This window comes from Mesorhizobium sp. BHscii, from assembly GCF_053848065.1.
The window spans coordinates 33,884-59,426 of sequence record NZ_JBSPKW010000022.1; the positions used below are offsets into that span (position 1 = coordinate 33,884).

At 63.2% G+C, this 25,543-nt stretch carries 27 protein-coding genes; 13 read left to right on the plus strand and 14 right to left on the minus strand.

Annotated elements, in window-relative coordinates; translation table 11 throughout:
• Window positions 1-69: 69 nt before the first annotated feature.
• Entirely contained in the window at window positions 70-612 is a 543-nt protein-coding gene (locus tag ACWTU7_RS25155) for an AprI/Inh family metalloprotease inhibitor (RefSeq protein WP_455840771.1), read from the minus strand.
• A gap of 265 nt (window positions 613-877) precedes the next feature.
• Between ACWTU7_RS25155 and ACWTU7_RS25160 the strand changes: the two genes are divergently transcribed.
• From ACWTU7_RS25160 to ACWTU7_RS25190, 7 genes are all read left to right on the plus strand, one after another.
• A complete protein-coding gene (locus ACWTU7_RS25160; RefSeq protein ID WP_455840770.1) occupies window positions 878-1,918 on the plus strand; it encodes an MBL fold metallo-hydrolase in 1,041 nt (346 codons plus the stop codon).
• Between the two features lie 100 nt (window positions 1,919-2,018).
• Window positions 2,019-2,180, plus strand: a complete 162-nt coding sequence (locus tag ACWTU7_RS25165) for a DUF1328 family protein (protein WP_029349395.1) — start codon at window positions 2,019-2,021, stop codon at window positions 2,178-2,180.
• A gap of 170 nt (window positions 2,181-2,350) precedes the next feature.
• The gene (gene dapF / locus ACWTU7_RS25170; RefSeq protein WP_455840769.1) at window positions 2,351-3,235 is read left to right on the plus strand and encodes a diaminopimelate epimerase; all 885 of its coding nucleotides are present in this window, start codon (window positions 2,351-2,353) and stop codon (window positions 3,233-3,235) included.
• Window positions 3,235-4,572 (plus strand): tRNA (N(6)-L-threonylcarbamoyladenosine(37)-C(2))-methylthiotransferase MtaB, encoded by a 1,338-nt coding sequence (mtaB, locus tag ACWTU7_RS25175; RefSeq protein WP_455840768.1) that lies wholly within the window; start codon window positions 3,235-3,237, stop codon window positions 4,570-4,572. Before dapF ends, mtaB begins: the two co-directional genes overlap by 1 nt.
• An 11-nt stretch (window positions 4,573-4,583) precedes the next feature.
• Entirely contained in the window at window positions 4,584-6,539 is a 1,956-nt protein-coding gene (gene ftsY / locus ACWTU7_RS25180; protein ID WP_455840767.1) for a signal recognition particle-docking protein FtsY, read from the plus strand.
• Window positions 6,540-6,601: 62 nt separating this feature from the next.
• Complete coding sequence (locus ACWTU7_RS25185) at window positions 6,602-7,276, plus strand: septation protein A (protein ID WP_095520069.1); 675 nt, start codon at window positions 6,602-6,604, stop codon at window positions 7,274-7,276.
• A gap of 16 nt (window positions 7,277-7,292) precedes the next feature.
• Window positions 7,293-7,913 (plus strand): pyridoxamine 5'-phosphate oxidase family protein, encoded by a 621-nt coding sequence (locus ACWTU7_RS25190; RefSeq protein WP_065007272.1) that lies wholly within the window; start codon window positions 7,293-7,295, stop codon window positions 7,911-7,913.
• A gap of 69 nt (window positions 7,914-7,982) precedes the next feature.
• On the opposite strand, the gene ACWTU7_RS25195 is transcribed toward ACWTU7_RS25190, so the two are convergent.
• Window positions 7,983-8,900: an SMP-30/gluconolactonase/LRE family protein gene (locus tag ACWTU7_RS25195; protein ID WP_455840766.1), complete on the minus strand. Its 918-nt coding sequence runs from the start codon at window positions 8,898-8,900 to the stop codon at window positions 7,983-7,985.
• Between the two features lie 294 nt (window positions 8,901-9,194).
• Between ACWTU7_RS25195 and ACWTU7_RS25200 the strand changes: the two genes are divergently transcribed.
• A complete protein-coding gene (locus tag ACWTU7_RS25200) occupies window positions 9,195-9,362 on the plus strand; it encodes a hypothetical protein (protein ID WP_084646772.1) in 168 nt (55 codons plus the stop codon).
• A gap of 92 nt (window positions 9,363-9,454) precedes the next feature.
• On the opposite strand, the gene ACWTU7_RS25205 is transcribed toward ACWTU7_RS25200, so the two are convergent.
• The 6 genes from ACWTU7_RS25205 to ccmA form a co-directional block, all read right to left on the minus strand.
• Window positions 9,455-10,501 (minus strand): DUF2332 domain-containing protein, encoded by a 1,047-nt coding sequence (locus tag ACWTU7_RS25205; RefSeq protein WP_455840765.1) that lies wholly within the window; start codon window positions 10,499-10,501, stop codon window positions 9,455-9,457.
• A gap of 15 nt (window positions 10,502-10,516) precedes the next feature.
• Window positions 10,517-11,095, minus strand: a complete 579-nt coding sequence (locus tag ACWTU7_RS25210; protein WP_127314789.1) for a DsbE family thiol:disulfide interchange protein — start codon at window positions 11,093-11,095, stop codon at window positions 10,517-10,519.
• Complete coding sequence (gene ccmD, locus ACWTU7_RS25215) at window positions 11,092-11,259, minus strand: heme exporter protein CcmD (protein WP_455840764.1); 168 nt, start codon at window positions 11,257-11,259, stop codon at window positions 11,092-11,094. The genes ACWTU7_RS25210 and ccmD overlap by 4 nt, the downstream gene beginning before the upstream one ends.
• 107 nt (window positions 11,260-11,366) lie before the next feature.
• Entirely contained in the window at window positions 11,367-11,744 is a 378-nt protein-coding gene (locus ACWTU7_RS25220) for an Imm50 family immunity protein (RefSeq protein WP_455840763.1), read from the minus strand.
• Window positions 11,744-12,409 carry a heme exporter protein CcmB gene (gene ccmB / locus ACWTU7_RS25225; RefSeq protein WP_095520063.1) on the minus strand — a complete coding sequence of 222 codons (666 nt, stop codon included), beginning with the start codon at window positions 12,407-12,409 and terminating at the stop codon, window positions 11,744-11,746. Before ccmB ends, ACWTU7_RS25220 begins: the two co-directional genes overlap by 1 nt.
• A gap of 52 nt (window positions 12,410-12,461) precedes the next feature.
• A complete protein-coding gene (gene ccmA, locus ACWTU7_RS25230; protein ID WP_455840762.1) occupies window positions 12,462-13,070 on the minus strand; it encodes a heme ABC exporter ATP-binding protein CcmA in 609 nt (202 codons plus the stop codon).
• Between the two features lie 285 nt (window positions 13,071-13,355).
• On the opposite strand from ccmA, the gene acnA reads away from it, so the two are divergent.
• Window positions 13,356-16,046: an aconitate hydratase AcnA gene (gene acnA / locus ACWTU7_RS25235; RefSeq protein WP_455840761.1), complete on the plus strand. Its 2,691-nt coding sequence runs from the start codon at window positions 13,356-13,358 to the stop codon at window positions 16,044-16,046.
• A gap of 49 nt (window positions 16,047-16,095) precedes the next feature.
• Here acnA and ACWTU7_RS25240 read toward each other — a convergent pair whose 3' ends face one another.
• Complete coding sequence (locus ACWTU7_RS25240; protein ID WP_455840760.1) at window positions 16,096-16,785, minus strand: ceramidase domain-containing protein; 690 nt, start codon at window positions 16,783-16,785, stop codon at window positions 16,096-16,098.
• Window positions 16,786-16,962: 177 nt separating this feature from the next.
• On the opposite strand from ACWTU7_RS25240, the gene ACWTU7_RS25245 reads away from it, so the two are divergent.
• A complete protein-coding gene (locus ACWTU7_RS25245; protein ID WP_455840759.1) occupies window positions 16,963-17,772 on the plus strand; it encodes a DUF1223 domain-containing protein in 810 nt (269 codons plus the stop codon).
• A 494-nt stretch (window positions 17,773-18,266) separates the two neighbouring features.
• A complete protein-coding gene (locus tag ACWTU7_RS25250) occupies window positions 18,267-18,650 on the plus strand; it encodes a DUF2794 domain-containing protein (protein ID WP_029349428.1) in 384 nt (127 codons plus the stop codon).
• Here the strand turns inward: ACWTU7_RS25250 and ACWTU7_RS25255 are convergent, their stop codons facing one another.
• The 4 genes from ACWTU7_RS25255 to ACWTU7_RS25270 form a co-directional block, all read right to left on the minus strand.
• A complete protein-coding gene (locus ACWTU7_RS25255; protein WP_029349431.1) occupies window positions 18,651-19,223 on the minus strand; it encodes a GNAT family N-acetyltransferase in 573 nt (190 codons plus the stop codon). It abuts the gene before it with no gap.
• A 153-nt stretch (window positions 19,224-19,376) separates the two neighbouring features.
• The gene (locus ACWTU7_RS25260; RefSeq protein ID WP_455840758.1) at window positions 19,377-20,156 is read right to left on the minus strand and encodes a Bax inhibitor-1/YccA family protein; all 780 of its coding nucleotides are present in this window, start codon (window positions 20,154-20,156) and stop codon (window positions 19,377-19,379) included.
• A 239-nt stretch (window positions 20,157-20,395) separates the two neighbouring features.
• The gene (locus ACWTU7_RS25265) at window positions 20,396-22,945 is read right to left on the minus strand and encodes an ABC transporter permease (protein WP_455840757.1); all 2,550 of its coding nucleotides are present in this window, start codon (window positions 22,943-22,945) and stop codon (window positions 20,396-20,398) included.
• A complete protein-coding gene (locus ACWTU7_RS25270) occupies window positions 22,945-23,655 on the minus strand; it encodes an ABC transporter ATP-binding protein (RefSeq protein WP_127211582.1) in 711 nt (236 codons plus the stop codon). The genes ACWTU7_RS25265 and ACWTU7_RS25270 overlap by 1 nt, the downstream gene beginning before the upstream one ends.
• A gap of 86 nt (window positions 23,656-23,741) precedes the next feature.
• Here ACWTU7_RS25270 and ACWTU7_RS25275 point away from each other — a divergent pair, with 86 nt between their 5' ends.
• Complete coding sequence (locus ACWTU7_RS25275) at window positions 23,742-24,386, plus strand: arylesterase (RefSeq protein ID WP_455840756.1); 645 nt, start codon at window positions 23,742-23,744, stop codon at window positions 24,384-24,386.
• Window positions 24,387-24,518: 132 nt separating this feature from the next.
• The gene (gene thpR, locus ACWTU7_RS25280; protein ID WP_095520053.1) at window positions 24,519-25,115 is read left to right on the plus strand and encodes an RNA 2',3'-cyclic phosphodiesterase; all 597 of its coding nucleotides are present in this window, start codon (window positions 24,519-24,521) and stop codon (window positions 25,113-25,115) included.
• Here thpR and ACWTU7_RS25285 read toward each other — a convergent pair.
• Window positions 25,019-25,537, minus strand: coding sequence for a low molecular weight protein-tyrosine-phosphatase (locus ACWTU7_RS25285; RefSeq protein ID WP_082982268.1), 519 nt, complete (start codon window positions 25,535-25,537; stop codon window positions 25,019-25,021). The two genes, thpR and ACWTU7_RS25285, sit on opposite strands and share 97 nt — an antisense overlap.
• Window positions 25,538-25,543: the final 6 nt, after the last annotated feature.

Here is a 25,543-nt window from a genome sequence, read left to right on the forward strand (position 1 = left end):
AAAGACAGCAATTCCAGGAAAGTGTAGCGGTTTTCCGTTCGGAATTGGGTAAAACAAATAAGCGGCGGGTCAGCCTCTTGTAAGCGAGATCGGCAGGCCGTTGGAAGTCTGGCCGTCGAATTTCTCACCGCCTGAGGAATAGAGCCGTGCCAGCGTGCCGCCATTCTCGTCGTACAGCGTCAACTGCTTGCCGGCGACGTTCCACGATTTGATGCCGTTGATCGGCGCCGGGCAATGCAGCGGTCCGGCCCGGTAGCCGGCGCCGAACTTGGTCTGCGGCGTCGCCACCTGGCAGCTCTGGCCGGACACACTGGCCTTCCACACGCCGGCGACGCTGCCTGCGGTAAGATCCGCGGCTCCGGCCGGAGCCGTCCCGTCCGGCGGCAACGAAGCGACCTGGGGGTCTTGCGGCGCCGTCGGAAATTTCGACGGGTCGGCCGTGCCGGGCGCCGCTGGCGGCGGCAACTGGTTTGCGGTCACTTTGCCGGAGGGCGCGGCTTGCAGCGGCGACGGCTGCTCCTGGTCCATCGACGAGAACCGTGACGTTGAACAGCCGCTCGCAACGAGCGCGGCAAGCGATACGGCCAGCAGACCGGTCTTCGAAAAATTCATTTCAAACCTCCGTCGGATCCGGCTGGGGCTGCCTTCCGCACAATATCCCCTTCACCAAGATGGAGAAGGTGGCGAAATTTCAACCCGATGTGGTTAAAATACCATTTGCGGCAGCGTCTGTTGCAATTTTGCCACAAAATGCATGCCGCCCAGCCTGCACTTCGGGCCTGACCCGAGGCTGCGCAGCGGTTTGCCTGGACGGACAGGCGTGACCTGGCGTCCGGCCGCCAAATGCTTGCGCCAGCCCGCTTCGGTCCTATCTCTGATGAAACGGAACCCTGCCGGAGGCGAAACCTTGGCTGCGAGAAAAAGAGCCGCCAATCGCTACTATAGCGGCCCGCCCAGCGATCATTTCGACGGCACCTTGTTCTTCAATCCCAACGGCAAGCCGCCTGCCCGCTTTTCCGATCTTTTGAAGTGGCAGCTGGGCGGCGAGCGCTCGAAATGGCCGGCGGCGAATCCGAGTCCGTTTCATCAAGCGACACCGGCCAAACGGATCGACGGCTCCGGGCTGAGGCTGACCATGGTCGGCCATTCCACGCTGCTCATCCAGACAGCCGGCCTGAACATCCTCACCGACCCGGTCTGGTCGCGGCGCGTCTCGCCGCTGTCCTTTGCCGGGCCGAAACGGGTCAATCTGCCGGGCATCGCCTTTTCCAACCTGCCGCCGATCGACCTCGTTTTGGTCAGCCACAACCACTACGACCATCTCGACCTCGCCACGCTGAAGCGGCTGAAGACAAAGCACGACCCGCTGGTGCTGACGCCGCTCGGCAATGACGCCATCATCGACGATGGCGTTCCCGGCATGCGGCTTTCCGTGCATGACTGGGGCGAGAGAGTCGAGATCGCCAAGGACGTCGCCGTCTATGTCGAGCCGGTGCACCACTGGTCGGCGCGCGGCACCCGCGACCGGCGCATGGCGCTGTGGGCGGGATTTGTGGTCGAGACGCCGGGCGGAAAGGTCTATTTCGCCGGCGACACCGGCTTCCACGATGGCATCAACTACCGGCTGATGGCCGAAAGGCACGGCGGCTTCCGCCTGGCCATCCTGCCGATCGGCGCCTACGAGCCGCGTTGGTTCATGGCGCCACACCACCAGAACCCGGAGGAGGCGGTGCAAGGCATGCTTTTGTGCAACGCCGCCCATGCTGCCGGCTGCCATTGGGGCACGTTCCGGCTGACCAACGAGCCGATCGACGAGCCGGCCAGAAAGCTTAGCGAAGCCCTCGACGATCAAGGTATCCCGCTAGAACGCTTTCGCGCCTTGCGTCCCGGCGAAGTCTGGGACGTGCCGGCGGTCTAGGCAGGCGGCCGGCTTCGCGGCCATCGAACCCCCTGCGGAACCCGGGCGTGGCAAACGCGTTGGTGAGCACCTACAACCGTCGGCTGCAAGGGGTCTCCCCATGATCAAATGGATTGTCATTCTTCTGATTATCGCGGCCGCGGCCAGCCTGCTCGGCATGCCGGCATTGGCCGGAGCCGCCGCCACCGGCGCCCGTATTCTCATCGGCATCGTGCTAATCATCTTCCTGCTGATCGTGCTTGGCGTCTTCGCGGTGGCCTAATGCATGTCGGGCAAAAATGCGCAGCAGAAAGCACGTGCGCTGGTTCAAAAATGTCAGAGCGTACTTTGTGCGTCCAAATGGACCCACGTCGCTCTGACGCGTGCGCACACTGGTAATTTCGGCCGGTATCCGCCATATAGGCGCCAAACCGGCATGAGACCTTTCGATCCATGGCAAGCACTGCCCCCTTCGCCAAGATGAACGGCATCGGCAACGAGATCATCGTTGCCGACATGCGCGGTCGCGCCGATCGGGTGACGCCGGCTGCCGCGCTTGCGCTCAATGCCGATGCCGCGACGAAATTCGATCAGATCATGGCGATCCACGACGCCACAACGCCGGGCACCGCCTTTTTCATCGACATCTTGAATTCCGACGGAACCGGCGCGCAGGCCTGCGGCAACGGCATGCGCTGCGTGGTGCAGGCACTTGCCGCCGAGACCGGCCAGAAGACGTTCGCCTTCGAGACCGTCGCCGGCATCCTCAACGCCGAAGAACATGCCGACGGGCTGATCTCGGTCGACATGGGCAAGCCGCGTTTTGGCTGGCAGGATATTCCGCTCGCCGAGGAATTTCGCGATACCCGGATGATCGAGCTGCAGATCGGCCCGATCGACGCGCCTGTGCTGCACTCGCCCTCGGTCGTGTCCATGGGCAATCCGCACGCTATCTTCTGGGTCGACCGCGACGTCTGGTCCTACGAACTCGACCGCTTCGGCCCGCTGCTCGAAAACCACCCGATCTTCCCCGAACGCGCCAACATCACCATCGCACGGGTGACCTCACCCGAGACGATGGTCATCCGCACCTGGGAGCGCGGCGCCGGCCTGACCAAGGCCTGCGGTACGGCGGCTTGTGCCGCCGTCGTCGCTGCCGCGCGCACCAGGCGGACCGGACGCAGCGTCTCTCTGGTGACACCCGGCGGCGGCTCCTTGCATGTCGAATGGCGCGGCGACGACCACGTCATCCTCACCGGCGCCGCCGAATGGGAGTTTTCCGGCAGCTTCGACCCGTCGACCGGCGTGTGGGCCCGCGACACCGAAAGCGCCGCCTGATGGCTCCTCTTGCCGAGAAGGGTCCTGCTCTTTCCAGGGGCCCCACACTTCCCAAAGGTGTAGACGTCGTCACCTTCGGCTGCCGGCTGAACACCTACGAATCCGAGGTGATGCGGCGGGAGGCGGAGAGCGCCGGCCTTGGCGCGCTGGAAGGCGGCGCAATCATCTTCAACACTTGCGCCGTCACCGGCGAGGCGGTGCGCCAGGCAAAACAGTCGATCCGCAAGGCCCGGCGCGAGAACCCGGCCGCCCGCATCATCGTCACTGGCTGCGCGGCGCAGACCGAGCCGCAGAATTTCGTCGCCATGGACGAGGTCGATCTCGTCCTCGGCAATGAAGAGAAGCTGAAGGCGCATTCCTATCGCGCGCTGCCGGATTTCGGCGTCAACGATACCGAGAAGGCTCGCGTCAACGATATTTTTTCGGTACGCGAGACGGCCGGCCACATGGTCGACGCCATCGAGGGCCGGGCGCGGGCCTTCGTCCAGGTGCAGAACGGCTGCGACCACCGCTGCACCTTCTGCATCATCCCCTATGGCCGCGGCAATTCGCGCTCTGTGCCGATGGGCGCCGTGGTCGAGCAGGTCAAGCGGCTGAGCGGCAATGGTTATGCCGAGATCGTGCTGACCGGCGTCGACATGACCAGTTTCGGCGCCGACCTGCCTGGCAGCCCGAAACTCGGCAAATTGGTCAAGACGATCCTGAAGCAGGTGCCTGGCGTGAAACGCCTGCGCCTCTCGTCGATTGATTCGATCGAGGCCGACGACGACTTGCTCGACGCCATCGCCACCGAGCCCCGGCTGATGCCGCATCTGCATCTGTCGCTGCAGGCGGGTGACGACATGATCCTGAAGCGGATGAAGCGCCGGCACAACCGGGATCAATCGATACGTTTTTGCGAGGATTTGCGCAAATTGCGTCCCGGCATCGTCTTCGGTGCCGACATCATTGCCGGCTTCCCGACCGAGACGGACGCTATGTTCGAAAAATCGCTGGAGATCGTCGAGGAATGCGGGCTGACGCATCTCCACGTCTTCCCGTTCTCGCCGCGCGAAGGCACCCCCGCCGCGCGCATGCCGCAGCTTCGCCGCGAACTGGTCAAGCAGCGTGCGGCACGGCTGCGCGCCGCCGGTGACGCCGCTTATCGCCGCCACCTCGCTGCACTCGCCGGAACACGCCAGTCGATCCTGGTCGAGCGTGACAGGCTCGGCCGCACCGAAGGCTTTACGCTTGCCACGATCTCCGGGGGCGCGCCGGGCGAAATCGTTGAGGCTGATATCGCCGGCCATGATGGCGCGCGCCTGATCGCGGCGCCGCTTGCCGCCCGCGCCGCCTGAGACGCAGGAACATGGCTGGTTTTCTCAAGAAGATATTTTCGTTCGGCAAGAAGGAAGTGGTCGAGGAGCGGATCGACGAGTCAGCACCCCTGCCGCCGATCAAATGGGACGCGCTGGAGGCGCTGAAGCCAGCCGCCGAACAGACTGTTCCGGAATTTTTGATACGCGAAGAGCCTCGGCCCGAAGCAGAAGCTGTGCCTCCGCCGCCAGTCGAGCCGGAAGCACCGCCCGCGCCGCAGCCGGCGCCTGTCGAAGAGGCCGAGCCCGAACCTGCGCCGACCATTCGGCCCGAGCCGGACATCCAGCCGGAACCTGCGCCGGTCGAGGAGCCGGAGGCGCCCGCCGAACAGGCGGCGCCAAAGGAGATTCCGGTCGCTCCCGTCATTCGCCAGCCAGCTCGGGAGCCAGAGCCGGAGGAAATTCCTGAGCCAGAGCCGACGCAGGAGATCGTCCAGTCTGAGCGTCCGTCATCCGAACGTGGCGCTGCCACTCATCCGCCTGCCGGCACCTTCTCCCGGTATAGGGACGGGGAGAAGGATGCTGATCGTCACGACGAGCCTCCTTTTGAAAGCGGCAAAGAAGAAGCTCCTACGCTGACGCCCCCCTCTCCCCGTCCTTTACGGGGAGAGAGTAAGGGTGAGGGGCAGCGCGGACCTGCGCAAGATGCCGCACCGCCGGCCGAGCCCACCTCAACTGCGCCCGAGCCTGAAGCGCCGCAAGCCGAAATCCCGCCCCCCATTCGCCAGCCGGCGCCGGTCGAGGCGAAGCCGGTCCGTGCCGAGATCGCGCCCGAGCCTGAAGCCGTGCCAGCGCCCCACCCTCCCCTCGATGGGGAGGGTCGCCGCGAAGCGGCGGGGTGGAGTGACAGCGCCGGCGCCAGTCACCCCCACCCCCGAGCTTCGCTCGGGACCTCCCCCATCGAGGGGGAGGTAAAGCGCGAGGCCGTTCCGCAGCCGCCGCCGGAGCCAAAGCCCGCCCCCGGCAAGGTCACCGTAACCAAGAAGGTCGAGCAGAAAGCCGGGCCGCAGAAGGCGCCGGAACCGGCACCGAAACGCTCTTGGTTCCAGCGCATGAAGGAGGGGCTTGCCCGCTCTTCCCGGGAACTGTCCGGCAACATCGCCGGCGTCTTCACCAAGCGCAAGCTCGATGAGGACACGCTCCAGGATCTGGAGGACGTGCTGATCCGCGCCGATCTCGGCATGGAAACGGCCCTGCGCATCACCGATTCACTGGCCGCCAGCCGCTACGGCAAGGACGTCTCCGAGGCGGAAGTCCGCGCCATCATGGCGACCGAAGTGGAGAAGGTGCTGACCCATGTCGCCTTGCCGCTGGAGCTCGACCTCAGCCACAAGCCGCATGTCATCCTTGTCGTCGGCGTCAACGGCACCGGCAAGACCACGACCATCGGCAAGCTGGCGGCAAAGCTCACCGATGGCGGCCTGTCGGTGATGCTCGCAGCCGGCGACACGTTCCGCGCTGCGGCGATCGAGCAGTTGAAGATCTGGGGCGAGCGCACCAAGTCGCCGGTCATCGCCTCGAAGCTTGGCGCCGATGCGGCAGGTCTTGCCTACGACGCCTTCGAACAGGCCAAGCAAGCCGGCTCCGACGTGCTGATCATCGACACCGCCGGGCGGCTGCAGAACAAGACCGAGCTGATGGCGGAACTTGAAAAGATCGTCCGGGTGCTGGGCAAGCTCGATCCGGAGGCGCCGCACACCGTGCTGCAGACGGTCGACGCCACCACCGGCCAGAACGCGCTCAACCAGGTCGAGATCTTCCGCAATGTCGCCGGTGTCAACGGCCTGGTGATGACCAAGCTGGACGGCACGGCACGCGGCGGTATTCTGGTGGCGATCGCGGCAAAGCACAAATTGCCGGTCTATTTCATCGGCGTCGGCGAACAGGTCGACGACCTCGAACCATTCTCCGCAAGCGAGTTCGCCAGGGCGATCGCTGGAGTGGCGTAACAAGCATGATCCCAAAAAGTCGCAGACTTTTTGGACAGGATCATGCGCAAGAAGGAAAGCCTATGAACCCGCGCATCCTCGAACGCGACCCGTCCGACCCGCAGAAACAGAAGAAGGAAGGCGTCAATCCGCTGCTCAAGATGGTGCTGGAGCTCGGCCCGTTGATGGTGTTCTTCTTCGCCAACGCGCGCGGCGCATGGCTGACGCAGAAATTTCCGGCGCTGGCCGAATTCGGTGGGCCGATCTTCGTCGCCACCGGCCTGTTCATGGCCGCGACCGCGATCGCGCTGATCGCTTCCTGGCTGCTCACCCGCACCTTGCCGATCATGCCGATGGTATCGGGCGTCGTTGTCTTCGTCTTCGGCGCGCTGACGCTCTATCTGCAGGACGACATCTTCATCAAGATGAAGCCGACCATCGTCAACATGCTGTTCGGCGGCGTGCTGCTCGGCGGGCTGTTCTTCGGCAAGTCGCTGCTCGGCTACGTCTTCGATTCGGCTTTCAGCCTCGATGCCGAGGGCTGGAAGAAACTCACCTTCCGCTGGGGCCTGTTTTTCCTGTTTCTGGCCCTTGTCAACGAAGTGGTCTGGCGGAATTTTTCCACCGACGCCTGGGTTACCTTCAAGGTCTGGGGGATCATGCCGATCACGCTTCTTTTCACCTTCAGCCAGATGCCGCTGATCATGCGCCATTCGCTTGAAGGTAAGACCGGAAACGAAGAGAAGGCCGGCAAGTAACGGTTAAGGAGAGGGCATGGAATTCGTCACCACGCGCGAGGTGCTGAGAACGATCTACAAGACGCCTCGGCCGACCGACGGCTCGATCCGCAAGGAATTGAAGGCGCTGGATGGCCACAGCCGTTCCTTCATCGGCAAAAGCCCGTTCGTGCTGATCGGCTCCTCCGACGGCGCCGGCAATGCCGATGTGACGCCGAAGGGCGACAGACCGGGCTTCGCTGCCGTGCTTGACGAGAAGACCATTGCCATCCCCGACCGGCCCGGCAACAACCGGCTCGACACGCTGGAGAACATTCTTCTCAACCCCTCGGTCGGGCTGCTCTTTCTCATTCCAGGCATGAATGAGACTCTGCGCGTCAACGGCGATGCCCGCATCACTGTCGATGCGGCTTTGCGCGAGCGGCTCGCCGTCGACGGCAAGGAACCGCAAAGCGTCGTCCTGGTGACGGTCAAGGCCGCCTACATGCATTGCGCCAAGGCTTTCATGCGCTCCGATTTGTGGAAGCCGGAAACCTGGTACGACCGCGCGACGTTGCCGACGCTCGGCCAGATCCTGCGCGACCAGCTGGCGCTCGCCGATTCGGCCGAGGCGACCGATCGCTGGCTGGACGAAGAATACAAACACACCATGTGGTAAATCTGCTCGGGCGCGATCCGCCCGAGAAGACATAGCAATGTGCTCGCTTGCATATTGCTTGGCGGCCGCTCAGTAGGTCTTTGCGCCGTTGACCATCAGCCGGACCATGTAGAGCGAGGTCGTGCCGGCGATGTAGAGGCAGTTCAGCTTGTTGCCGCCGAACACGCAATTGGCGACGACTTCCGGCACCTTGATCCTGCCGATCAGCGTTCCGTCCGGATCGTAGCAATGGATGCCGTCGGCGGCGCTCGTCCAGATCCGCCCTTGATCGTCGAGCCTGAAGCCATCGAACAGGCCGGCCGTGCAGTCGGCGAAGACATTTCCGCCGGATACCTTCCTGCCGCCCTCGTCGACATTGAACACCCGCATATGCGCCGGATTCTGGGCGCCATGCGTGCGACCGGTGTCGACGACATAGAGCTTGCTCTCGTCGAGCGAGAAGGCAAGCCCGTTGGGCCTGACCATATCGGTGATCACCGCTTCGATCTCACCGGTGCCGGGGTCGGCCCGGTAGACATGACAGGCGCCGATCTCGCTCTCGGCCTTGTCGCCCTCATAATCCGTATCGATGCCGTAGGTCGGGTCGGTGAACCAGATCGAACCATCGGACTTGACCACCGCGTCGTTGGGCGAGTTCAGCCGCTTGCCGCGCCATTTGTCGGCGATGGTGGTGATCGAGCCGTCATGCTCGGTGCGGCTGACGCGGCGGCCCGAATGCTCGCACGTGACCAGCCGGCCCTGCCGGTCGACGGTGTTGCCGTTGGAATTGCCGGACGGCTGCCGGAACACGCTGACGCTGCCATCGGTCTCGTCGTAGCGCAGCATGCGGTTGTTGGGGATATCGGACCACACCAGATAACGGCCGGCCGCAAACCAGGCCGGCCCTTCCGCCCACCGGCATCCGGTGAACAGCCTGTCCACCTGCGCGTTGCTGTTGAACAGTCGCGCAAAACGCGGATCGAGAATCTCGTAGTCTTCGGCGGCCATGGTTTCCTCCCGGTCATGCAAATCGCTAGTGCCGGGGCGATCAAGCCAGCCGGAGATCGATATGGCAAGATCGTTGATATCGGATCTTGAGACCTTGGGGCAAAACGCGGCACGGCCGCCCTTGCTCAATCACGGGCCTAACGACGGCGCTCATGGCCGTTAACCGGCTATGCGTCCAGCGCAATGGTGCATTGCAACATCTTCTTTTTGCAAGGCACTATAACTATGTCATGCTCCATATCGATCAGGGAGGAACAACCTGCCGCAACAATGCGGCATAAAAGGAACCTCGCTATGATTCTCGACAACCTCATGAGCCGCGCTCGCACCAGCATCGCCAAGCGCCGGCAATACAACCGCCTCATCGCCGAAATAGACTCCTTTTCCAGCCGCGATCTGGCCGACATGCGCGCCGACCGCAGCGAAATGCTCTACCAGGTCCACAAGCAGATCTACGGCTGAGGCGAACGCATGATCCCGAACCGAAGGTCAGCGCAGCAAAAAGTTGCAGACTTTCGGACGAGATCATGCGCAACCAGAACGGTTTGATGGGCTTAGCCAATCCATTCGATCCAGCGGCCGTGGTAATCGCAATTGGCTAGGCGGCGTGTCTCGCCGCCGGGCCATAGAGTGAGGCTGAGTACCGCCCACTGCTTTGTGGGATCGCGCGGCTCCATCCTCGGTCTTACGATAGGCGCAACGGCCGTGGCCTCTCTGCCCGCCTGCTCCAGCGTGGCGGTGATGGCATCCTTGGTTGCCCGCGGCAGGTATTGCCACATGATCGAATGATAGAGCACGAAGGCGCCGCCCTGCTGCTGCCGTGCGGCCAGTGCCTTCTCGACAAAATCCGCCGCGTCCGCTTTGACAAGCAGCGGTTGAAACTTTTCGGCAAGTGACAGCGCGGCGTCGAGCCGGGCCAGCCGCGATGCCTGATCGGCCCAGACGTAAGACCGGAGCCGTAACCGCGCCGCTGCGTCGGCGACGTCGACCGGCGCGATGTCGCAGCCAGCCCGATGGCGGACGTTGATCGCTCCACCAAGCGGAACAGCGCGCCCGCGCACCTCCGGTGCCAACCGGACGGGGGAGGCCGGGTCTCCCCACTCGGCATCGCCGTAGCGGTAGTGAAAGCTGTCGAACAGGAGATTGAGCCCGGCGCTGGCACCGATCTCGCACAAGTCCAGCGGCAGGCCGGTTTCCCGCGCGATCGTCAGAAATCCAGGCAGCAGCATCGCCGACCGGGCGATTTCATTGGTCTGCGGCGCGCCGGCGAGGCCGGCGACGATCTGCTCGTCGGATCGCGCAATTGCCTCCGGCAGCACCGCCGCGATCTCGGATACGCCTGTCTGGTTGGGCGGATAGATCACTGCCAGCCGCTCACTGCCACCCGTCAGGACCAACGCATGCAGCGCGCCGCACACGCGCAATGCGAGGCCGTCGGCGCGCGCGTCGCCCGGCCAGCCGAGCACCGCCCGCCCGGTCCTGGTGTTTGCGTCGAGAACCTTGGCCAGCGCACGGCATAAATTCGCGGTGAAAGGCGAGCCAAGTCCATCGCAGGCATTCGCCTGAGCCAGAAAATGGTCGCGGATGTCTCGTTCGTCCATCGCGTTTTCGGTGTCTCAGCCCGGAGCGGCCAGCGCCTTCTCGATCTCGGGCAAAAGCAGCGTCTGTGCCGAGCCTGGCGTCAGCGGGCCGACATGCTTGTAGGCGATCTTGCCGTCCTTGCCGACGACGAAGGTTTCCGGCACGCCGTAGACGCCCCAGTCGATTGCCGCGCGCCCCGCCGCGTCGACGCCGATCGCCTGGAAAGGGTTGCCGAGATTGCCGAGGAACCGGCGGGCGTTTTCCGGCTGGTCTTTGTAGTTGAGCGCGGCGATGACGAAGCGCTTGTCCTGCGACAGCGCCAGCAGCACCGGATGCTCGTCGCGGCACGGCCCGCACCACGACGCGAAGACGTTGACCAGCGTAACCTTGCCGGCGAACTGCTTGGAGTCGAGCCCGGGCAAATTCATGCCCTCCAGCGCCGGCAGGTTGGTCGGCGGCGCGGGCAGGCCGATCAGCGCCGATGGCACTTCCGAAGTGTCGCGGCCGGACAGCAGCTGCGTCAGGAACAGTCCCGCCAGCCCGAGGAAAATCAGCAGCGGCAAAAGCACGATCAGGCGCCGCGCGCGCGCCGGGGTTTCCGTTTGCATGCTCATGATTTCCCCGCCTTGTCGGAGCGCCGCCGCACGCCGGACGCTTCCAACTCGGCGAGGTCCCTCTTGCGCTCACGCTGGTCGAACAGGATCCAGCCGATCAGCCCGGCCAGAACCACGGCCGTGATGGCATAGGCAGCGGTCACATAAAGGGCGTGTACGCTCATTTCTCGATCCAAGGCTTCTTGCAGTGAAGTTCATAGCTGCACTGGCTGTTCGTCGCAATGAACGGCGTCTGCGGCGGATTTGCGGTCTCTCGGAATCGGAAGTTCATCTATTGCGACTGCAGCAGACCGGATATTTTGATGATACGCATGAACTGGCATGTCATGGACAGCCTGACAGCTCCTTCGCAGGTGAGCAGAAATTTGCCCGCGTGGTCCCACATTCTGACTGCGCTCCCGTCATGACTCTGGAATTTCCGAACGCTGATCGACTCGACACCTTCGAATGCGAGTTCAAAATACACCGCGTTGAATGCTCCCCATTTGACGGGAGGCCGGTAGGGGAGACAGGTCGATATAAAATGCAGGTGCAGGCTAGGCCCGTCGCGACTGATTTCGGCCTTGGTGATCTCGACAGAAGACAGGTCCGGATAGTTGCCGTAGATGGTCTGGAGAAAGATCGGATTTTCTATGCGTAGCGGCCACATCAGTCCGCCCCATGACGCAGCGCCAACGCTGCCGCAACCGGCCCCAGCACGGCAAGAAACAAGGTCAGCGCGGCGAGGATGAGGAAAGGCTGCAGGAACGGATCGGGATTCGCCACCGCGCCATAGCTTGCCGACACGCCAAAGATCAGCACGGGAATGGTCAGCGGCAGCACCAGCACCGAGATCAGCAGTCCGCCGCGCGGCAGCGCCACCGCCACCGCCGCACCGGCAGCACCGATGAAGGTGATCGCCGGCGTGCCGACCAGAAGGGTCAGCGCCGTGGCGCCGATGCCGATCGGCTCCATATTCATGAACAGGCCGAGCAAGGGTGCCGCGATGACCAGCGGCAGCACGCTTCCCGCCCAATGCGCCAGGCATTTCGTCAGCACGGTCAGCGCCAGCATCTGCCGGTCGTTGCCGAGCACCAGCAGATCGAGCGAGCCGTCTTCCCGGTCGGCCTGGAACAATCGGTCGAGACCGAGCAGGCAAGCGAGCAAGGCGCCGATCCACAGGATCGCCGGGCCGATGCGGGCGAGCAGATTGAGATCCGGTCCGACACCGAAGGGGATCGTCGCGATCACCGCGAGAAAGAAGATCACGCCGGTCAGCGCCCCGCCGCCGGCCCGGATACTCAGGCGGATATCGCGCAGGAAGAGGGCTAGCATGGTGTGAGACGCCCTTGCCCAGGACAGAGGGGGGCGCGAAGGAATGCCGACATTACCCAGTTTCCCCCATCACCAGCGCTTGTGCCCCCTCGAGCCCCAGTGGCAGATGCGTTGCCGCAATGATGATCCCGCCTTCTCCGCGATGCTGCGTCATCAATCGGGCGAATCGCTCTTCCGAAGCCTTGTCCAGCCCGGCCGTCGGTTCATCGAGCAGCCACAGCGGTCGCCGGCTGACCAGCAATTTTGCGATCGCCGCGCGGCGGCGTTGCCCGGTGGAGAGATAGCCGAACGGCAGATGGCCGATACCATCAAGCCCGACCATTTCCAGCGCCGCTTCAGCGCTCAAAAAATCCGCGCCCGAAAAACCGCGCCAGAAGCGCAGATTTTCAGTCACGCTCAGCGCCGTTTTCATCGCGTTCTGGTGACCGAGATAGTGGCAGGCCCAGGCGACCGAGGGGAAATCCTCGCCGCCACCTTCGATAAGCAAACGGCCTGCCGCCACCGGCAGCAGCCCGGCGACCACCCTGAGCAGTGTCGATTTCCCCGCGCCGTTCGGCCCGGTGACGATCAGCGCCTGGCCTTTCTCAAGGGCAAAGTTAATGCCGGAAAAAACCGCCTCGCCGCCGCGTTCGCCGCCCAGATTTTCGGCGATCAGCCGCATTCCTTGCCCGTCCCGAGAACACCGCGTCACGGCAGCTGCCGCATCGCACAAAATAGCCTTTCGACTGTCTAGAACTATTCCAGGAAATTCTCTATATCCGGGTCATCCGTGCCAGCGGTCGGCACGGGAAGCGAATTAGCGCCGAACCAGCGCACGCGCCGCCTTGAACGGCTCGGGTTGGCTGGGAACGGACAGCGGAAATGGCCGTACCCGCACCTTTGCGCGTGATTGCATGCCATCGGCGTCCGTTCCCTTTCAGGCTGAACAGACAAGGACGGATCGCACGTGTCAAAATCCCTCGATAGTTTCAATTGCCGCCGCACGCTGACCGCAGGCGGAACCGACTATGTTTATTACGACCTTGTCGAGGCCGAGAAGAACGGCCTTACCGGCATCGCCCAGTTGCCCTATTCGATGAAGGTGCTGCTGGAGAACCTGCTGCGTAACGAGGACGGCCGTTCCGTCACCAAGGAGAGCATCCAGGCGGTCGCCGGCTGGCTGACCGACAGGGGAACCGCCGGCGTCGAGATTGCCTATCGGCCGGCCCGTGTGCTGATGCAGGATTTCACCGGCGTTCCGGCCGTGGTCGACCTGGCCGCTATGCGCGATGCCATGGCCTCGCTTGGCGGCGACCCGCAAAAGATCAATCCGCTGGTGCCGGTCGACCTGGTCATCGACCACTCGGTCATCGTCGACGAGTTCGGCACGCCGCTGGCTTTCGCCCGCAATGTCGAGCTCGAGTACGAGCGCAACGAAGAACGCTACAAATTCCTGAAATGGGGCCAGCAGGCCTTCCGCAATTTCCGCGTCGTGCCGCCCGGCACCGGCATCTGCCATCAGGTCAATCTCGAATATCTCGGCCAGGTCGTGTGGACCAACACTGAAGGCGGCGAAACCACCGCCTATCCCGACACCTGCGTCGGCACCGATTCGCACACCACCATGATCAACGGCCTTGGCGTGCTCGGCTGGGGCGTCGGCGGCATCGAGGCAGAGGCGGCCATGCTCGGCCAGCCCGTCTCCATGCTGTTGCCCGAAGTTATCGGCTTCCGCCTCACCGGCAGACTGAGGGAAGGCGTCACCGCCACCGACCTCGTGCTCACCGTCACCCAGATGCTGCGCAAGAAGGGCGTCGTCGGCAAATTCGTCGAGTTCTTCGGTCCGGGTCTGTCCAACATGACGCTGGCCGACCGCGCTACTATCGGCAACATGGCGCCCGAATATGGCGCCACCTGCGGCTTCTTCCCGGTTGATGGCGAAACCATCCGCTACCTCACCATGTCCGGCCGCGAGGAAAACCGCATCGCGCTGGTCGAGGCATACGCCAAGGCGCAAGGCATGTGGCGCGATACCGGCTCGGCCGACCCGGTCTTCACCGACCTGCTCGAGCTCGATCTCGGCAGTGTCGTGCCGTCGATGGCCGGCCCCAAGCGTCCGGAAGGCCGCGTGGCACTTGAAGGCATTCCGGACGGCTTTGCCAAGGCGATGGAGACCGAATACAAGAAAGCCGCCGAAATCGACAAGCGCTATGCCGTCGAAGGCACCAACTATGATCTCGGCCATGGCGATGTCGTGATCGCCGCCATCACCTCCTGCACCAACACCTCGAACCCGAGCGTGCTGATCGGCGCCGGGCTTTTGGCGCGCAACGCAAACCGGCTCGGGCTCAAGCAGAAGCCGTGGGTCAAGACATCGCTGGCGCCGGGCAGCCAGGTCGTCGCCGAATATCTGGAGAAATCCGGCCTGCAGAAGGAACTCGACCAGATCGGCTTCAACCTGGTCGGCTTCGGCTGCACCACCTGCATCGGCAATTCCGGCCCGTTGCCGGCGCCGATCTCCAAGACCATCAACGATAAAGGTTTGATTGCTGCCGCGGTGCTTTCCGGCAACCGCAATTTCGAAGGCCGCGTCTCGCCTGACGTGCAGGCGAACTACCTCGCTTCGCCGCCGCTGGTCGTCGCCCACGCGCTGGCCGGGACCGTGACCAAGGATCTGACCACCGAACCGCTCGGCGAGGACCGTGACGGCAACCCAGTCTACCTCCGGGACATCTGGCCGAGCTCGGTCGAGATCCAGGAGTTCATCGAGAAGAACGTGACGCGCGAACTGTTCGCCCGCAAATATGCCGACGTCTTCAAGGGCGACGAATACTGGCAGAACGTCAAGGCGCCGGAAGGCCAGACCTACGCCTGGGACGACCATTCGACCTATGTGCAGAACCCGCCTTATTTTGCCGGGATGACATCAGGCTTCGGGACAATCGGCGACATCAAGGGCGCCCGGGTGCTCGGCCTGTTCGGCGACAAGATCACCACCGACCATATCTCGCCGGCCGGCTCGATCAAGGCGGCCTCGCCGGCCGGCAAATACTTAACCGACCATGGCGTCGGCGTTGCCGACTTTAACCAGTACGGCACACGGCGCGGCAATCACGAGGTGATGATGCGCGGCACCTTCGCCAACATCCGCATCCGCAACCACATGCTGGGCGAGAACGGCCGAGAGGGCGGCTACACCATCCACTATCCGTCGAAGGAAGAGAAATCGATCTACGACGCCGCAATGGAGTACAAGAAGGAAGGCGTGCCGCTGGTCATCTTCGCCGGTGTCGAATACGGCAACGGCTCGTCGCGCGACTGGGCGGCCAAGGGCACCAACCTCCTGGGCGTTCGCGCCGTCATCGCTCAGTCGTTCGAGCGCATCCACCGCTCGAACCTGGTCGGCATGGGCGTCATCCCCTTCGTCTTCGAGGAGGGCACCTCATGGGCGTCGCTCAACCTCAAGGGCGACGAACTGGTCGAGATCGACGGACTGAGCGCCATCAAGCCGCGCCAGAAGATGGTCGCGAAGATCATCTATGGCGACGGCAGGGTGAAGAACATTCCGATCATCTGCCGTATCGATACACTGGACGAGCTCGACTACTTCAAGAACGGCGGCATCCTGCAATATGTGCTGCGCGATCTGGCGGCATAGGAAATTAGGGGAGTAAGGGAGTAGGGAAGACACCTATTCCCCTATTCCCCTATTCCCCTATTCCCCTATTCCCCTCTACCTTTGGCGCCCCGAAGCGCGCCGCCGCCGCCAGCAGCACACCGAGCATCAGCCCGTTGAGGATGTGCCACAGGAAATGCGTCCCGAGCGGGAAGCTGCTGCAGACCAGCGGATCGATCATCCTGAAGATGACCGACACGACGAAGATCGCCGAGCCTGCCAGATTGTACCAGCCGGCGCGGTTGCCGCCCGCCGCCACTAAGACGCCGAAGAAGGCAAGCGCCAGGAAGGGCGGCAGATAACCGGTCGTGCCGTTCGATGCCTGGCGCAGCCAGTCCGGCACGGCCCAGGTCAATAACCCGGTGACGGCATAGAAGGCGACGAAGATGGCGATCGCCTTGCCCCATTTCATGCCGAGGAAACGGCGCAGGTTGAACAGCGTGTAGGCCAGCGTGAACCCGGCGATCGGCAGCACGTCGGCCCAGACCGTGCCATGGTTGGCAAAGGTGTGGAACAGCGCCGAGCCGACGCCGATCGCCACCACCCACCAGGCCAGCATTTCGGCGAAGATTCCGGTGCCACGCCGGCGCACCTCTCGGACACCCCACAGCCCGGCGACAAGAAAAGCCAGATTGGTCAGTGCGTTGACCGGCTCGGCCCAGACCGCCGGCCCGACCCGCTCGCAGTACAGGTCGACCGGCGTCAGGAGAGTTTGCCACATGCTGATTGTTGCCCGAATCTATATCGACCCAGAAGTGTAGCCCGTCCTATTGCGCCCTTGCAGTTGGTTACAACGGTAAATTTCACCGCAACGTGACTTCCCGTTGACTGCCGCTTCTGCCACATATTTCGCCAATCAGAATAAAGCCGGCCATCACCGGCGGGAGTCGAAACGGCTATGACACCTCGAAGACCATTGCGGCTTGCGGCATTGGCGCTGGCCCTCTCGGTGTTTGCCGGCGCTGGACTTGCCGGCAATGCGATCGCCGGCGAGGCCGACAAACCCCAGGCTGACAAAACCTCGACTGACCAACCCTTGGGCGTGGTCGAGCTCTTCACCAGCCAGGGCTGCAATTCCTGCCTGCCCGCCGATGAATTCTTCGCCGAGCTTGCCGCCAAGGAGAACATCGTCGCGCTCGCCTATCATGTCGACTACTGGGATTATCTCGGTTGGAAGGACACGCTGAGCCGCAAGGAGAACACCGAGCGGCAATATGAGTATATGCGCGCCTTCGGCAGCCGCTCGGTCTATACGCCGCAGGCCGTCATCAATGGCCGCAGCCATGTCAGCGGCGCCAACCGCAAGGAAGTCGACGGCGCGCTCGCCCGCATGGAAAGATCGGGCGAAGGCATGCGGGTCAGCGTCAAGGTCAGCCGGACCAATGACCGCGTCACAATCGACGCCGGCGACGCCGGGACCGGCCCCAGCGATGCCCATGTCGTCATCGTTTATTTCGACCCGCCGCAGACGATCAAGATCGGCAAAGGCGAAAACACCGGCCGCAGCATGACTTATTGGAACGCCGTCTCCGGCATCCAGACCGCCGGTATGTGGCACGGCAAGGCGCAGCGCTACGAACTGCCGATGAGCGTGATTTCCAAGAAAGGGGGCTGCGCCGTGCTGCTGCAATCGGTGGGCAAGGACGGCCTGCCGGGTCCCATTCTGGGCGCCGCCTTAATCCACAAGCCCGCGCATTCTCGCCCTTAGCATTTTGCAGCCAAACGTCTTCGTTTGCGTCCGACAAAATGCGTCAAATAATAAAGAGAGCGCGGTTTTGGTTCGACCAAAACGCAAGCGCTCTAGCCGTCTACTTCTATCCAGGCATAAAAAACCGGCGTCAGCTTGCTTCTGACGCCGGTCTATTAGGTTTTGGGATCGTCGCACCCGATTTTTCTCAGGGAAAAACCGAGGTTGGTTCGATCCGACGCAGACCCGTGGGCGGGGGGCTTGGGGTTTACGAGCCAGTGCCGGACCGAACCGTCTCAGGCAACACCCGTAAATTCGTCGGACATTGGGGCATGAGCGCGGATAAAAGATGGCAGGATTGTGGCGAAGCATCACCAATTCCAACGGGCGTTTTTATAAACGTGACTGGACACTGCGGAAACGGTGCGCCGCCGCCTTTGTCCGGCTGGGCTTGCAATTCCACGGCGAAAGCGCCAACTTTGGTTGGCGTAAGATTCATTCGAAGGGATCGAGGCATGACTGATCACGGCAGCGGGACGGAGGATGGGGACGCATCCGCAATACTGATCCCGCTGCATGAGGCAAGACGCGAACGCCTCGAGCCGGTGCGGTTCGACCGGCGTGAATTGGACCAGATCCTGAGGCTTTACGGGCGCATGGTCGCCGCCAATGAATGGCGTGACTACGCCATCGACCATCTCACCGACCGCGCCGTCTTTTCCGTGTTCCGTCGCACCAGCGAGGTACCGCTATTCCAGATCGTCAAGGATCCGAAGCTGGCGCGCCGGCAAGGCGCGTTCGCCGTCATTGCCGCCGGCGGCCGCATCCTCAAGCGCGGCCAGGAACTTGGCCGCGTGCTTGGCGTCTTCGACCGCACGCTGAAGCTGGTCGAGGCCTAACTACTTATTTTGCTGGCGGAATTTCTGTTCCGGCAACGAGTTGGGATCGGGCGGAACCAGAGCTCCATCATTGATCGGCAGTTGCATGAACACCGTGTCCAGCCAGCGTCCGTGCTTGTAGCCGGAGCCTTCCAGGCGGCCCGAATGGCGGAAGCCGAGCTTTTCATGCAGCCGCACCGAGGCACTGTCCGGCCGACCGTCGCCGATCACCGCGATGATCTGGCGGAAGCCCGCTGCCTCGGCCGCCTCGATCAGCCCTTGCATGAGCTTGAACCCGATGCCATGGCCCTTGGCCTCCGGCGCGAGATAGACAGAATCCTCGACGACGAAGCGATACGCAGGGCGTGGTCGGAAGGCGCCAGCATAGGCATAGCCGAGCACAATGCCGTCTTTTTCCGCCACCAGATAGGGAAAGCCCCCCGCTATCAAACTCTCGAAGCGCTGGCCCATTTCGGCGCGGCTCGGCGGCTCCAGCTCGTAGCTCGCCGTGCCATGGGTCACCGCGTCGGCGTAGATATGGGTGATCCGGTCGAGGTCCGCCGGCGTAGCCGCCCGTATGGTGATGCTGGTCATAATTTATGCACGTCTATCATCTGCCCGCCATTTTCATCAAAGACCGGGGCAAAAGAAAAGGGCGGCCGTGGGGCCGCCCTTATCAAACTCGCTGTTCCAGTCAGACTATGATTTCCCGGTTTTCGGAAGATCATGGTTCAAAACAAAAGCCTGTTATCGGCGGTCGCCCATGAACTGCAGCAGGAACATGAACAGGTTGATGAAGTCGAGATAGAGCGTCAGAGCGCCCATGATCGCCTTGCGGCCGGTAACGTCGGTGGCGTCGCCCTCGAAATACATCTCCTTGATCTTCTGCGTGTCATAGGCGGTGAGGCCCGAAAAGATCAGCACGCCGAGCGCCGAAACGGCGAAGGACAGGGCCGACGACTGCAGGAAGATGTTGATCACCATCGCGATGATCAGGCCGAACACGCCCATCACCAGGAACGAGCCGAACGCGGTCAGATCGCGCTTGGTCGTGTAGCCGTAAAGCGAAAGCGCACCGAAAGCCGCTGCGGTGGCGAAGAAAGTCTGCGAAATGCTGGCCGTCGTGTAGACCAAGAAGATCGACGACAGCGACAGGCCGACCAGGCCGGCATAGACCCAGAACGTCGTCTGCGCGGCAGAAATGCTCATCGACTGGACGCGGAACGACAGGAACAGCACGGCGGCGAGCGGGGCAAAGATCACCAGCCATTTCAGCGGCGAGCCGAAGATCGCGTAGCCGAAGGAGGTCAGCATGTCGCCGTTCGGCAGGGTGGCGACCGCCGAAGCCGGATCGGTGGTGGTGGCCAGCATGATCGTTCCGACCGCGGCGAGGCCGGTGATGAGGAGGCCAAGCCCCATCAGATTGTAGACCTTGATCATATAGGCGCGCAGGCCCTGGTCGATAGCAGCATCGACGCCGGCGCCGGGCACGGCACGCGTCTGATAATTGCGAACGGGTTCAGCCATTGAAATCCTCATATTGCTTCTGCCCCGTCCGGTGTCCGGTCATTTGGACCGCGGCGCCGCTGGCGGGGCTCCAGCATGCCTGCTGCGAAATATGATGGTTATTGGCGTCAAGAACAAGACCGTAACCGAACGTAATGCTTCGTGAAGACCCGAAAATCTGCATTTATCGGCCTTCCGAAGCCAACATTAACAAGATTTAACCGAATCCTGGTCGCGTTGAGCCTGTATATGCTTGCAGATCAGAGATTGCGCAGCACCGGCGCCGCCTTGTGGCCCAGCACCCGCCAGGTGCCGGCGAGGCCGATCCCGACCGTGACCACCAGCGCAAAGACGATGGTCGCCACCGCCACATCAGGCATGAAATGCGACGGCAGCGTCATGACGCGCGCGACAACGAACCACGCCGCAATCCCGCCTGCCGCCAGCGCGAAGATCGCGGTGGCGAGGCCGATCAGCATGTATTCCAGCGAAAAGGCCGCGATCAGCGTCTTCCTGGTGGCGCCCAGCGTCTTCAGCACCACCGCATCGTGGATGCGGGCGCGGTTGCCGGCGGCCAGCGCGCCGGCCAGCACCAGCACCGAGGCGATCAGCGCCACGCCGGCCGCGGCCCTGATCGCGGTGCCGAGTTGCGCCACCAGCCGGTTGACTATGTCGAGCGCGTCCTTGACCCTGACTGTCGTCACCGCGGGAAAAGCACGGGTGACCGCGTTGAGAAGACGGGCATCGTCGGCCGGCGACGCACCCTTTTCGGTCAGCGTCGCCAGCCAGCTATGCGGCGCGCCGGCAAATGTGCTGGGCGAGAACACCATGACGAAGTTGATGCCCATCGTCTCCCACTCGACCTGGCGGAAATTGGCGATCTTCGCCGTCACGTTGCGGCCAAGCACGTTGACGGTGATGGTGTCGCCGAGTTTCAGCCCGATCTCTTTGCCTTCCTCGGCCGAAAACGACACCAGCGGCTCGCCGGCATAATTGTCCGGCCACCATGTGCCTTCGGTCAGCGTCGCATTCGCGGGAATGCTGGCCTCGTAGGTCAGCCCGCGATCGCCGCGCAGCACCCAGGCTCCTTCCGCCGGAACTTTGACCTTGTCGACGTCGACGCCGTTCAGCGCCATCACCCGGCCGCGCAGCATCGGCACCTTGACCAGCGTGCCCTGCGGGGCTTGCCTGCTGACCAGCGCAGAGAACGCATCGACATCGCTGCTCTGGATATCGACGAAGAAGAAGTTCGGCGCCCGTTCCGGCAGGCTGCCGGAAATCTGCCCCCTGAGATTGCCGTCGATCAGCGCCAGCGTCACCAGAAGCGTCAATCCCAGTCCCAGCGACAGCACCACTGACGGCGTCAAGGCACCTGGCCGATGGATATTGCCGACGGCGAGCCTAAGCGCCGTCGAGCCAACGCGCGGGCTTCTTTTGGCGGCCCATTGCACCAGCGCGCTGACGACGCGCAGCACCAGGAAAGCGAAAATGGTGGCGCCGACGAAGATCGAGGCGATATAGCGGTCGCCGGAAAACAGAATGGCCAGCGCCGCCAGGAGCAGCGCGATGCCGAGCGCCGCCGCCGTGTAGAGCGGGCGCGGAAAACCGCGGCCCTCAAAACCCATTTCGCGAAACAACGCCGTCGCCGGCACGTCGCGCGCACGGCCGAGCGGCAGCAAGGCGAAAGCCAGCGTCACCAGCAGCCCGAACAGCGCCGCCATGCCGAGCGCGCCGGGATAGAACCCACCTTCCGCCGGCACCGGAATAACCGACTGGAGGACCGCGCTCGCCGCAAACGGCATCAGCGCGCCAAGCACAACGCCGAGAGTGATGCCGAGCGCGGCGATCATCAGGATCTGCACGAGGTAGACGGCAAAGACGAAACCGCCCGAAGCCCCCAGGCTCTTGAAGGTGGCGATGACGCCGCGCTTGCCGTCGAGATAGGCGCGCACCGCATTGGCGACGCCAACGCCGCCGACCACCAGCGCCGTCAGCCCGACCAGCGTCAGGAACTGCGAAAACCGCTCGATGTTGGAAGACAACGCCGGTGCTGCGTTGCTGCGCGTGCGGATCGACCAGCCGGACTCGGGAAAATCCTCCGCCGCCTGATCCTGAATGGCTTTTATGCGAGCCTCTCCGGTGCCGCCGGGGAGGCGGACCTTGTAGGCGTTCTCGACCAGGCTGCCCGGCTGGATCAAACCGGAAGCGGCAAGCCCGTCCGTCGAGATCAACAGCCGCGGCGCAAAGCCGAAGCCGTCGGACACCGCGTCCGGCTCGTTGACGAGCCTGGCGCGCAGTTCGAAGATGGCGCTGCCCAGCTTCAGCCGGTCGCCGATCGCAAGGTTCAGCCGCTCGAACAAAAGCTCGGGTGCGGCGGCGCCGAAAACACCGGATTTTTCGCCGAACAATTCCTGCTTCGAAAGCGCCGGCTCGGTCACCAGCGCGCCATAGAGCGGATAGGCTCCATCGACCGCCTTGGCCTCGACCAGCGCCTGGTCCGAACCGTCCTCGAGCCGCGCCATCGAGCGCATGTTGGCACTGTGCGAGACCGTGCCCAGCCCGTTAAGAAAGAAATGCTCGGCTTGCGTCGCGGCGCGCTGATTGAGCTGGAAACGAAGATCGCCGCCAAGCAGCGACTGGCCTTCATTGGCGACACCGGCGGTAATCGCCCGGGCCACCGAGTTGACGCCGCCGATCGCCGCGACACCCAGCGCAATGCAGGCAAGGAAGATTAGGAAGCCGGACAGCCCGCCGCGCATCTCGCGCAGTGAGAAGCGGAAGGCGAGCTTCAGCGTGCGCGACAGCGGCATCAGGCCGGCACCTTACCGGGCTTTAGAGCTGGTTCTGGCGCGTCCTCGATCCGGCCCGACCGCATCGATACCTGCCGGGAGCAACGTGCGGCGAGCGCCGGATCATGAGTGACCAGCACCAGCGTCATGCCGCGCTCGGCCGCCTTGGCGAACAGAAGATCGGCGACCTGCCGCCCCGTTGTCTGGTCGAGATTGCCGGTCGGCTCGTCGGCGATCAGAATGCGCGGCGAAGGCGCCAGCGCCCGCGCGATCGCCACACGCTGCTGTTCGCCACCGGACAATTCGCCGGGATAATGAGTGACGCGGTCGCTCAAGCCCACCGCCTCCAGCTCCCGCGCCGCCACCCCGAACGGATCGCTATGGCCGGCTAATTCCAGCGGTACTGCGACGTTTTCGAGCGCCGTCATATTCGGGATGAGGTGGAAGGACTGGAAAACGATGCCAATATTTCGCCCCCGAAACGATGCGATCTGATCTTCACTCTTGCCGTTCAGCAATTCACCCGCAATTCGTACCGTCCCCGAATCGACCCTTTCCAAGCCGGCAAGGACCATCAGCAGCGTCGACTTTCCCGAGCCAGAAGGACCGACGATGCCGGTCGCCTCTCCGGCAGCCACATCGAGGCTGACACCTTTCAGCACATGGACGGAAGACGCTCCTTCGCCGAGCGTCAGCGATACGTTTTTCAGCGCGATGACGGCTTCTGTCAAAATAAAATCGTCCTATATGGGAAACAGGAAGGCTGGAATTCTGCCTCCCGCCAATAAAATGTCCTTCGTCATATGGGGCCTGCCGCATGGCTTTCAAACACACACTTGCCGCAGCCTTGATCCTTTTCCTTGGAATTTGCGGCGCCCTTTCGTCCGCGCGCGCCGAGCCCCTGAAGATCGTCGGTTTCGGCGACAGCCTGATGGCGGGCTTTGGCCTCGGACCGGACGAAGGCTTCACCCAGAAACTTGAGGCAGCACTTCGCGCCAAGGGCCACGATGTGACCGTAACCAATGCCGGTGTCTCCGGCGATACGTCGAGTGGCGGCCTGTCGCGGCTCGACTGGTCGGTGCCGGACGGCACGCAGCTGGTCATCCTCGAACTCGGTGCCAACGACATGCTGCGCGGCGTTTCTCCCGCCATCACGCAAAAGAATCTGGACGCCATGCTGGCGAAGCTGAAGCAGCGCAAGATCGCCGTGCTGCTGGCCGGCATGCGCGCCGCACCCAATCTCGGCGCCGACTACCAGAGCGGCTTTGACGCGATCTTTCCGAAACTGGCGGAAAAATACGGCGTCCCGCTCTATCCGTTCTTCCTCGAGGGCGTCGCCGGCGACGCCACTTTTCAGCTCGAGGACGGCCTGCACCCGAATGCCAAGGGCATCGACCGCATGGTCGAGCGCATACTGCCGGAGGTCGAAAAAGCCATTGCCGTAGTTAAGGGCAACTCTTGAAGGACTGAATTTCGATGAGGGTTCGCTTTCCCCTGCGATTTAGGCCAGGTGCGATCAACAAACCGCTTGCCCCGCTTGATTTTCGATGATTCGCTAGGGACAAGAGTTCGATTCGAGGACAGGAGGCTTACCATGCCGCGTCTTTTCACCGCCCTCGAAATACCGCGTGACGCCGCCCTTTCGCTGTCCCTGCTCCGGGGCGGCCTGCCCGGGGCCCGCTGGATCGACGTCGAGAACTACCATTTGACGCTGCGCTTCATCGGCGATGTCGAGGGCCATGTCGCCGACGAGATCGCCAACGCGCTCGACCGAATCCACCGCCCATCCTTCCCGCTGACACTGTCCGGCGTCGGCGCCTTCGGCCAAAAGAAACCGCATGCGGTATGGGCCGGCGTTTCCGCCTCGCCCGATCTTTCGGCACTGCAAGCCGAAATCGAGCGCATCTGCCAGCGCCTCGGCATCCCCGCCGATCCGCGCAAGTTCATGCCGCATGTGACCTTGGCGCGCTTACGCAATTCGAGCCCGCTAGACGTCGCCCAATATCTTTCGGCACGCGGCAATTTTTCGACGCTGCCCTTCCGTGTCGGCCGCTTCGTCCTGATGTCGTCGCGCGATTCGGTCGGCGGCGGACCCTATATCGTCGAGGAGGCCTGGCCGCTGTCGGGCGCCGACAGCCGTGCCTCGAGCCGCGTCGCCAGCGCCTCCGACGCTTCGCGGATCATGCGGTAGACCGAGGCAAACGCCTCCGGCCCCTCGTGATAGGGGTCCGGCACGTCGCTCACCGTTCCTTCCGCGAACTCCAGGAACAGATGGACCCGGTCGCGCATGGCGGCAGGCACCAGCGCTTTCAAATCCCGGAGATTCGATCGGTCCATCGCGAGAATCAGGTCGAAACGCGAGAAATCGTCCGGCGTCAGCTTGCGCGCCCGCTGTCTGGAAATATCGATGCCGTGCCGCTCTGCGATCGACATCGAGCGCGGGTCGGGTGCCGAGCCGGCTTCCCAGTCGCTGGTTCCGGCCGAATCAAGCAGGATATCCCGATCGAGACCTCGCTCCGCCAGGACGGCGCGCAACACGCCCTCCGCCAACGGTGAGCGGCAGATATTGCCGAGACAGACGAAAAGAATGGATTTTATCGGCTTTGCGCTCATCGATCC

What these genes read in the sequence shown, in the direction of transcription:
- ACWTU7_RS25155 (WP_455840771.1), bottom strand. Translation starts at nt 612, where the DNA reads ATGAATTTTTCGAAGACCGGTCTGCTGGCCGTATCGCTTGCCGCGCTC.
- ACWTU7_RS25160 (WP_455840770.1), top strand. Translation starts at nt 878, where the DNA reads ATGAAACGGAACCCTGCCGGAGGCGAAACCTTGGCTGCGAGAAAAAGA.
- ACWTU7_RS25165 (WP_029349395.1), top strand. Translation starts at nt 2,019, where the DNA reads ATGATCAAATGGATTGTCATTCTTCTGATTATCGCGGCCGCGGCCAGC.
- dapF (WP_455840769.1), top strand. Translation starts at nt 2,351, where the DNA reads ATGGCAAGCACTGCCCCCTTCGCCAAGATGAACGGCATCGGCAACGAG.
- mtaB (WP_455840768.1), top strand. Translation starts at nt 3,235, where the DNA reads ATGGCTCCTCTTGCCGAGAAGGGTCCTGCTCTTTCCAGGGGCCCCACA.
- ftsY (WP_455840767.1), top strand. Translation starts at nt 4,584, where the DNA reads ATGGCTGGTTTTCTCAAGAAGATATTTTCGTTCGGCAAGAAGGAAGTG.
- ACWTU7_RS25185 (WP_095520069.1), top strand. Translation starts at nt 6,602, where the DNA reads ATGAACCCGCGCATCCTCGAACGCGACCCGTCCGACCCGCAGAAACAG.
- ACWTU7_RS25190 (WP_065007272.1), top strand. Translation starts at nt 7,293, where the DNA reads ATGGAATTCGTCACCACGCGCGAGGTGCTGAGAACGATCTACAAGACG.
- ACWTU7_RS25195 (WP_455840766.1), bottom strand. Translation starts at nt 8,900, where the DNA reads ATGGCCGCCGAAGACTACGAGATTCTCGATCCGCGTTTTGCGCGACTG.
- ACWTU7_RS25200 (WP_084646772.1), top strand. Translation starts at nt 9,195, where the DNA reads ATGATTCTCGACAACCTCATGAGCCGCGCTCGCACCAGCATCGCCAAG.
- ACWTU7_RS25205 (WP_455840765.1), bottom strand. Translation starts at nt 10,501, where the DNA reads ATGGACGAACGAGACATCCGCGACCATTTTCTGGCTCAGGCGAATGCC.
- ACWTU7_RS25210 (WP_127314789.1), bottom strand. Translation starts at nt 11,095, where the DNA reads ATGAGCATGCAAACGGAAACCCCGGCGCGCGCGCGGCGCCTGATCGTG.
- ccmD (WP_455840764.1), bottom strand. Translation starts at nt 11,259, where the DNA reads ATGAGCGTACACGCCCTTTATGTGACCGCTGCCTATGCCATCACGGCC.
- ACWTU7_RS25220 (WP_455840763.1), bottom strand. Translation starts at nt 11,744, where the DNA reads ATGTGGCCGCTACGCATAGAAAATCCGATCTTTCTCCAGACCATCTAC.
- ccmB (WP_095520063.1), bottom strand. Translation starts at nt 12,409, where the DNA reads ATGCTAGCCCTCTTCCTGCGCGATATCCGCCTGAGTATCCGGGCCGGC.
- ccmA (WP_455840762.1), bottom strand. Translation starts at nt 13,070, where the DNA reads ATGCGGCTGATCGCCGAAAATCTGGGCGGCGAACGCGGCGGCGAGGCG.
- ACWTU7_RS25240 (WP_455840760.1), bottom strand. Translation starts at nt 16,785, where the DNA reads ATGTGGCAAACTCTCCTGACGCCGGTCGACCTGTACTGCGAGCGGGTC.
- ACWTU7_RS25245 (WP_455840759.1), top strand. Translation starts at nt 16,963, where the DNA reads ATGACACCTCGAAGACCATTGCGGCTTGCGGCATTGGCGCTGGCCCTC.
- ACWTU7_RS25250 (WP_029349428.1), top strand. Translation starts at nt 18,267, where the DNA reads ATGACTGATCACGGCAGCGGGACGGAGGATGGGGACGCATCCGCAATA.
- ACWTU7_RS25255 (WP_029349431.1), bottom strand. Translation starts at nt 19,223, where the DNA reads ATGACCAGCATCACCATACGGGCGGCTACGCCGGCGGACCTCGACCGG.
- ACWTU7_RS25260 (WP_455840758.1), bottom strand. Translation starts at nt 20,156, where the DNA reads ATGGCTGAACCCGTTCGCAATTATCAGACGCGTGCCGTGCCCGGCGCC.
- ACWTU7_RS25265 (WP_455840757.1), bottom strand. Translation starts at nt 22,945, where the DNA reads ATGCCGCTGTCGCGCACGCTGAAGCTCGCCTTCCGCTTCTCACTGCGC.
- ACWTU7_RS25275 (WP_455840756.1), top strand. Translation starts at nt 23,742, where the DNA reads ATGGCTTTCAAACACACACTTGCCGCAGCCTTGATCCTTTTCCTTGGA.
- thpR (WP_095520053.1), top strand. Translation starts at nt 24,519, where the DNA reads ATGCCGCGTCTTTTCACCGCCCTCGAAATACCGCGTGACGCCGCCCTT.
- ACWTU7_RS25285 (WP_082982268.1), bottom strand. Translation starts at nt 25,537, where the DNA reads ATGAGCGCAAAGCCGATAAAATCCATTCTTTTCGTCTGTCTCGGCAAT.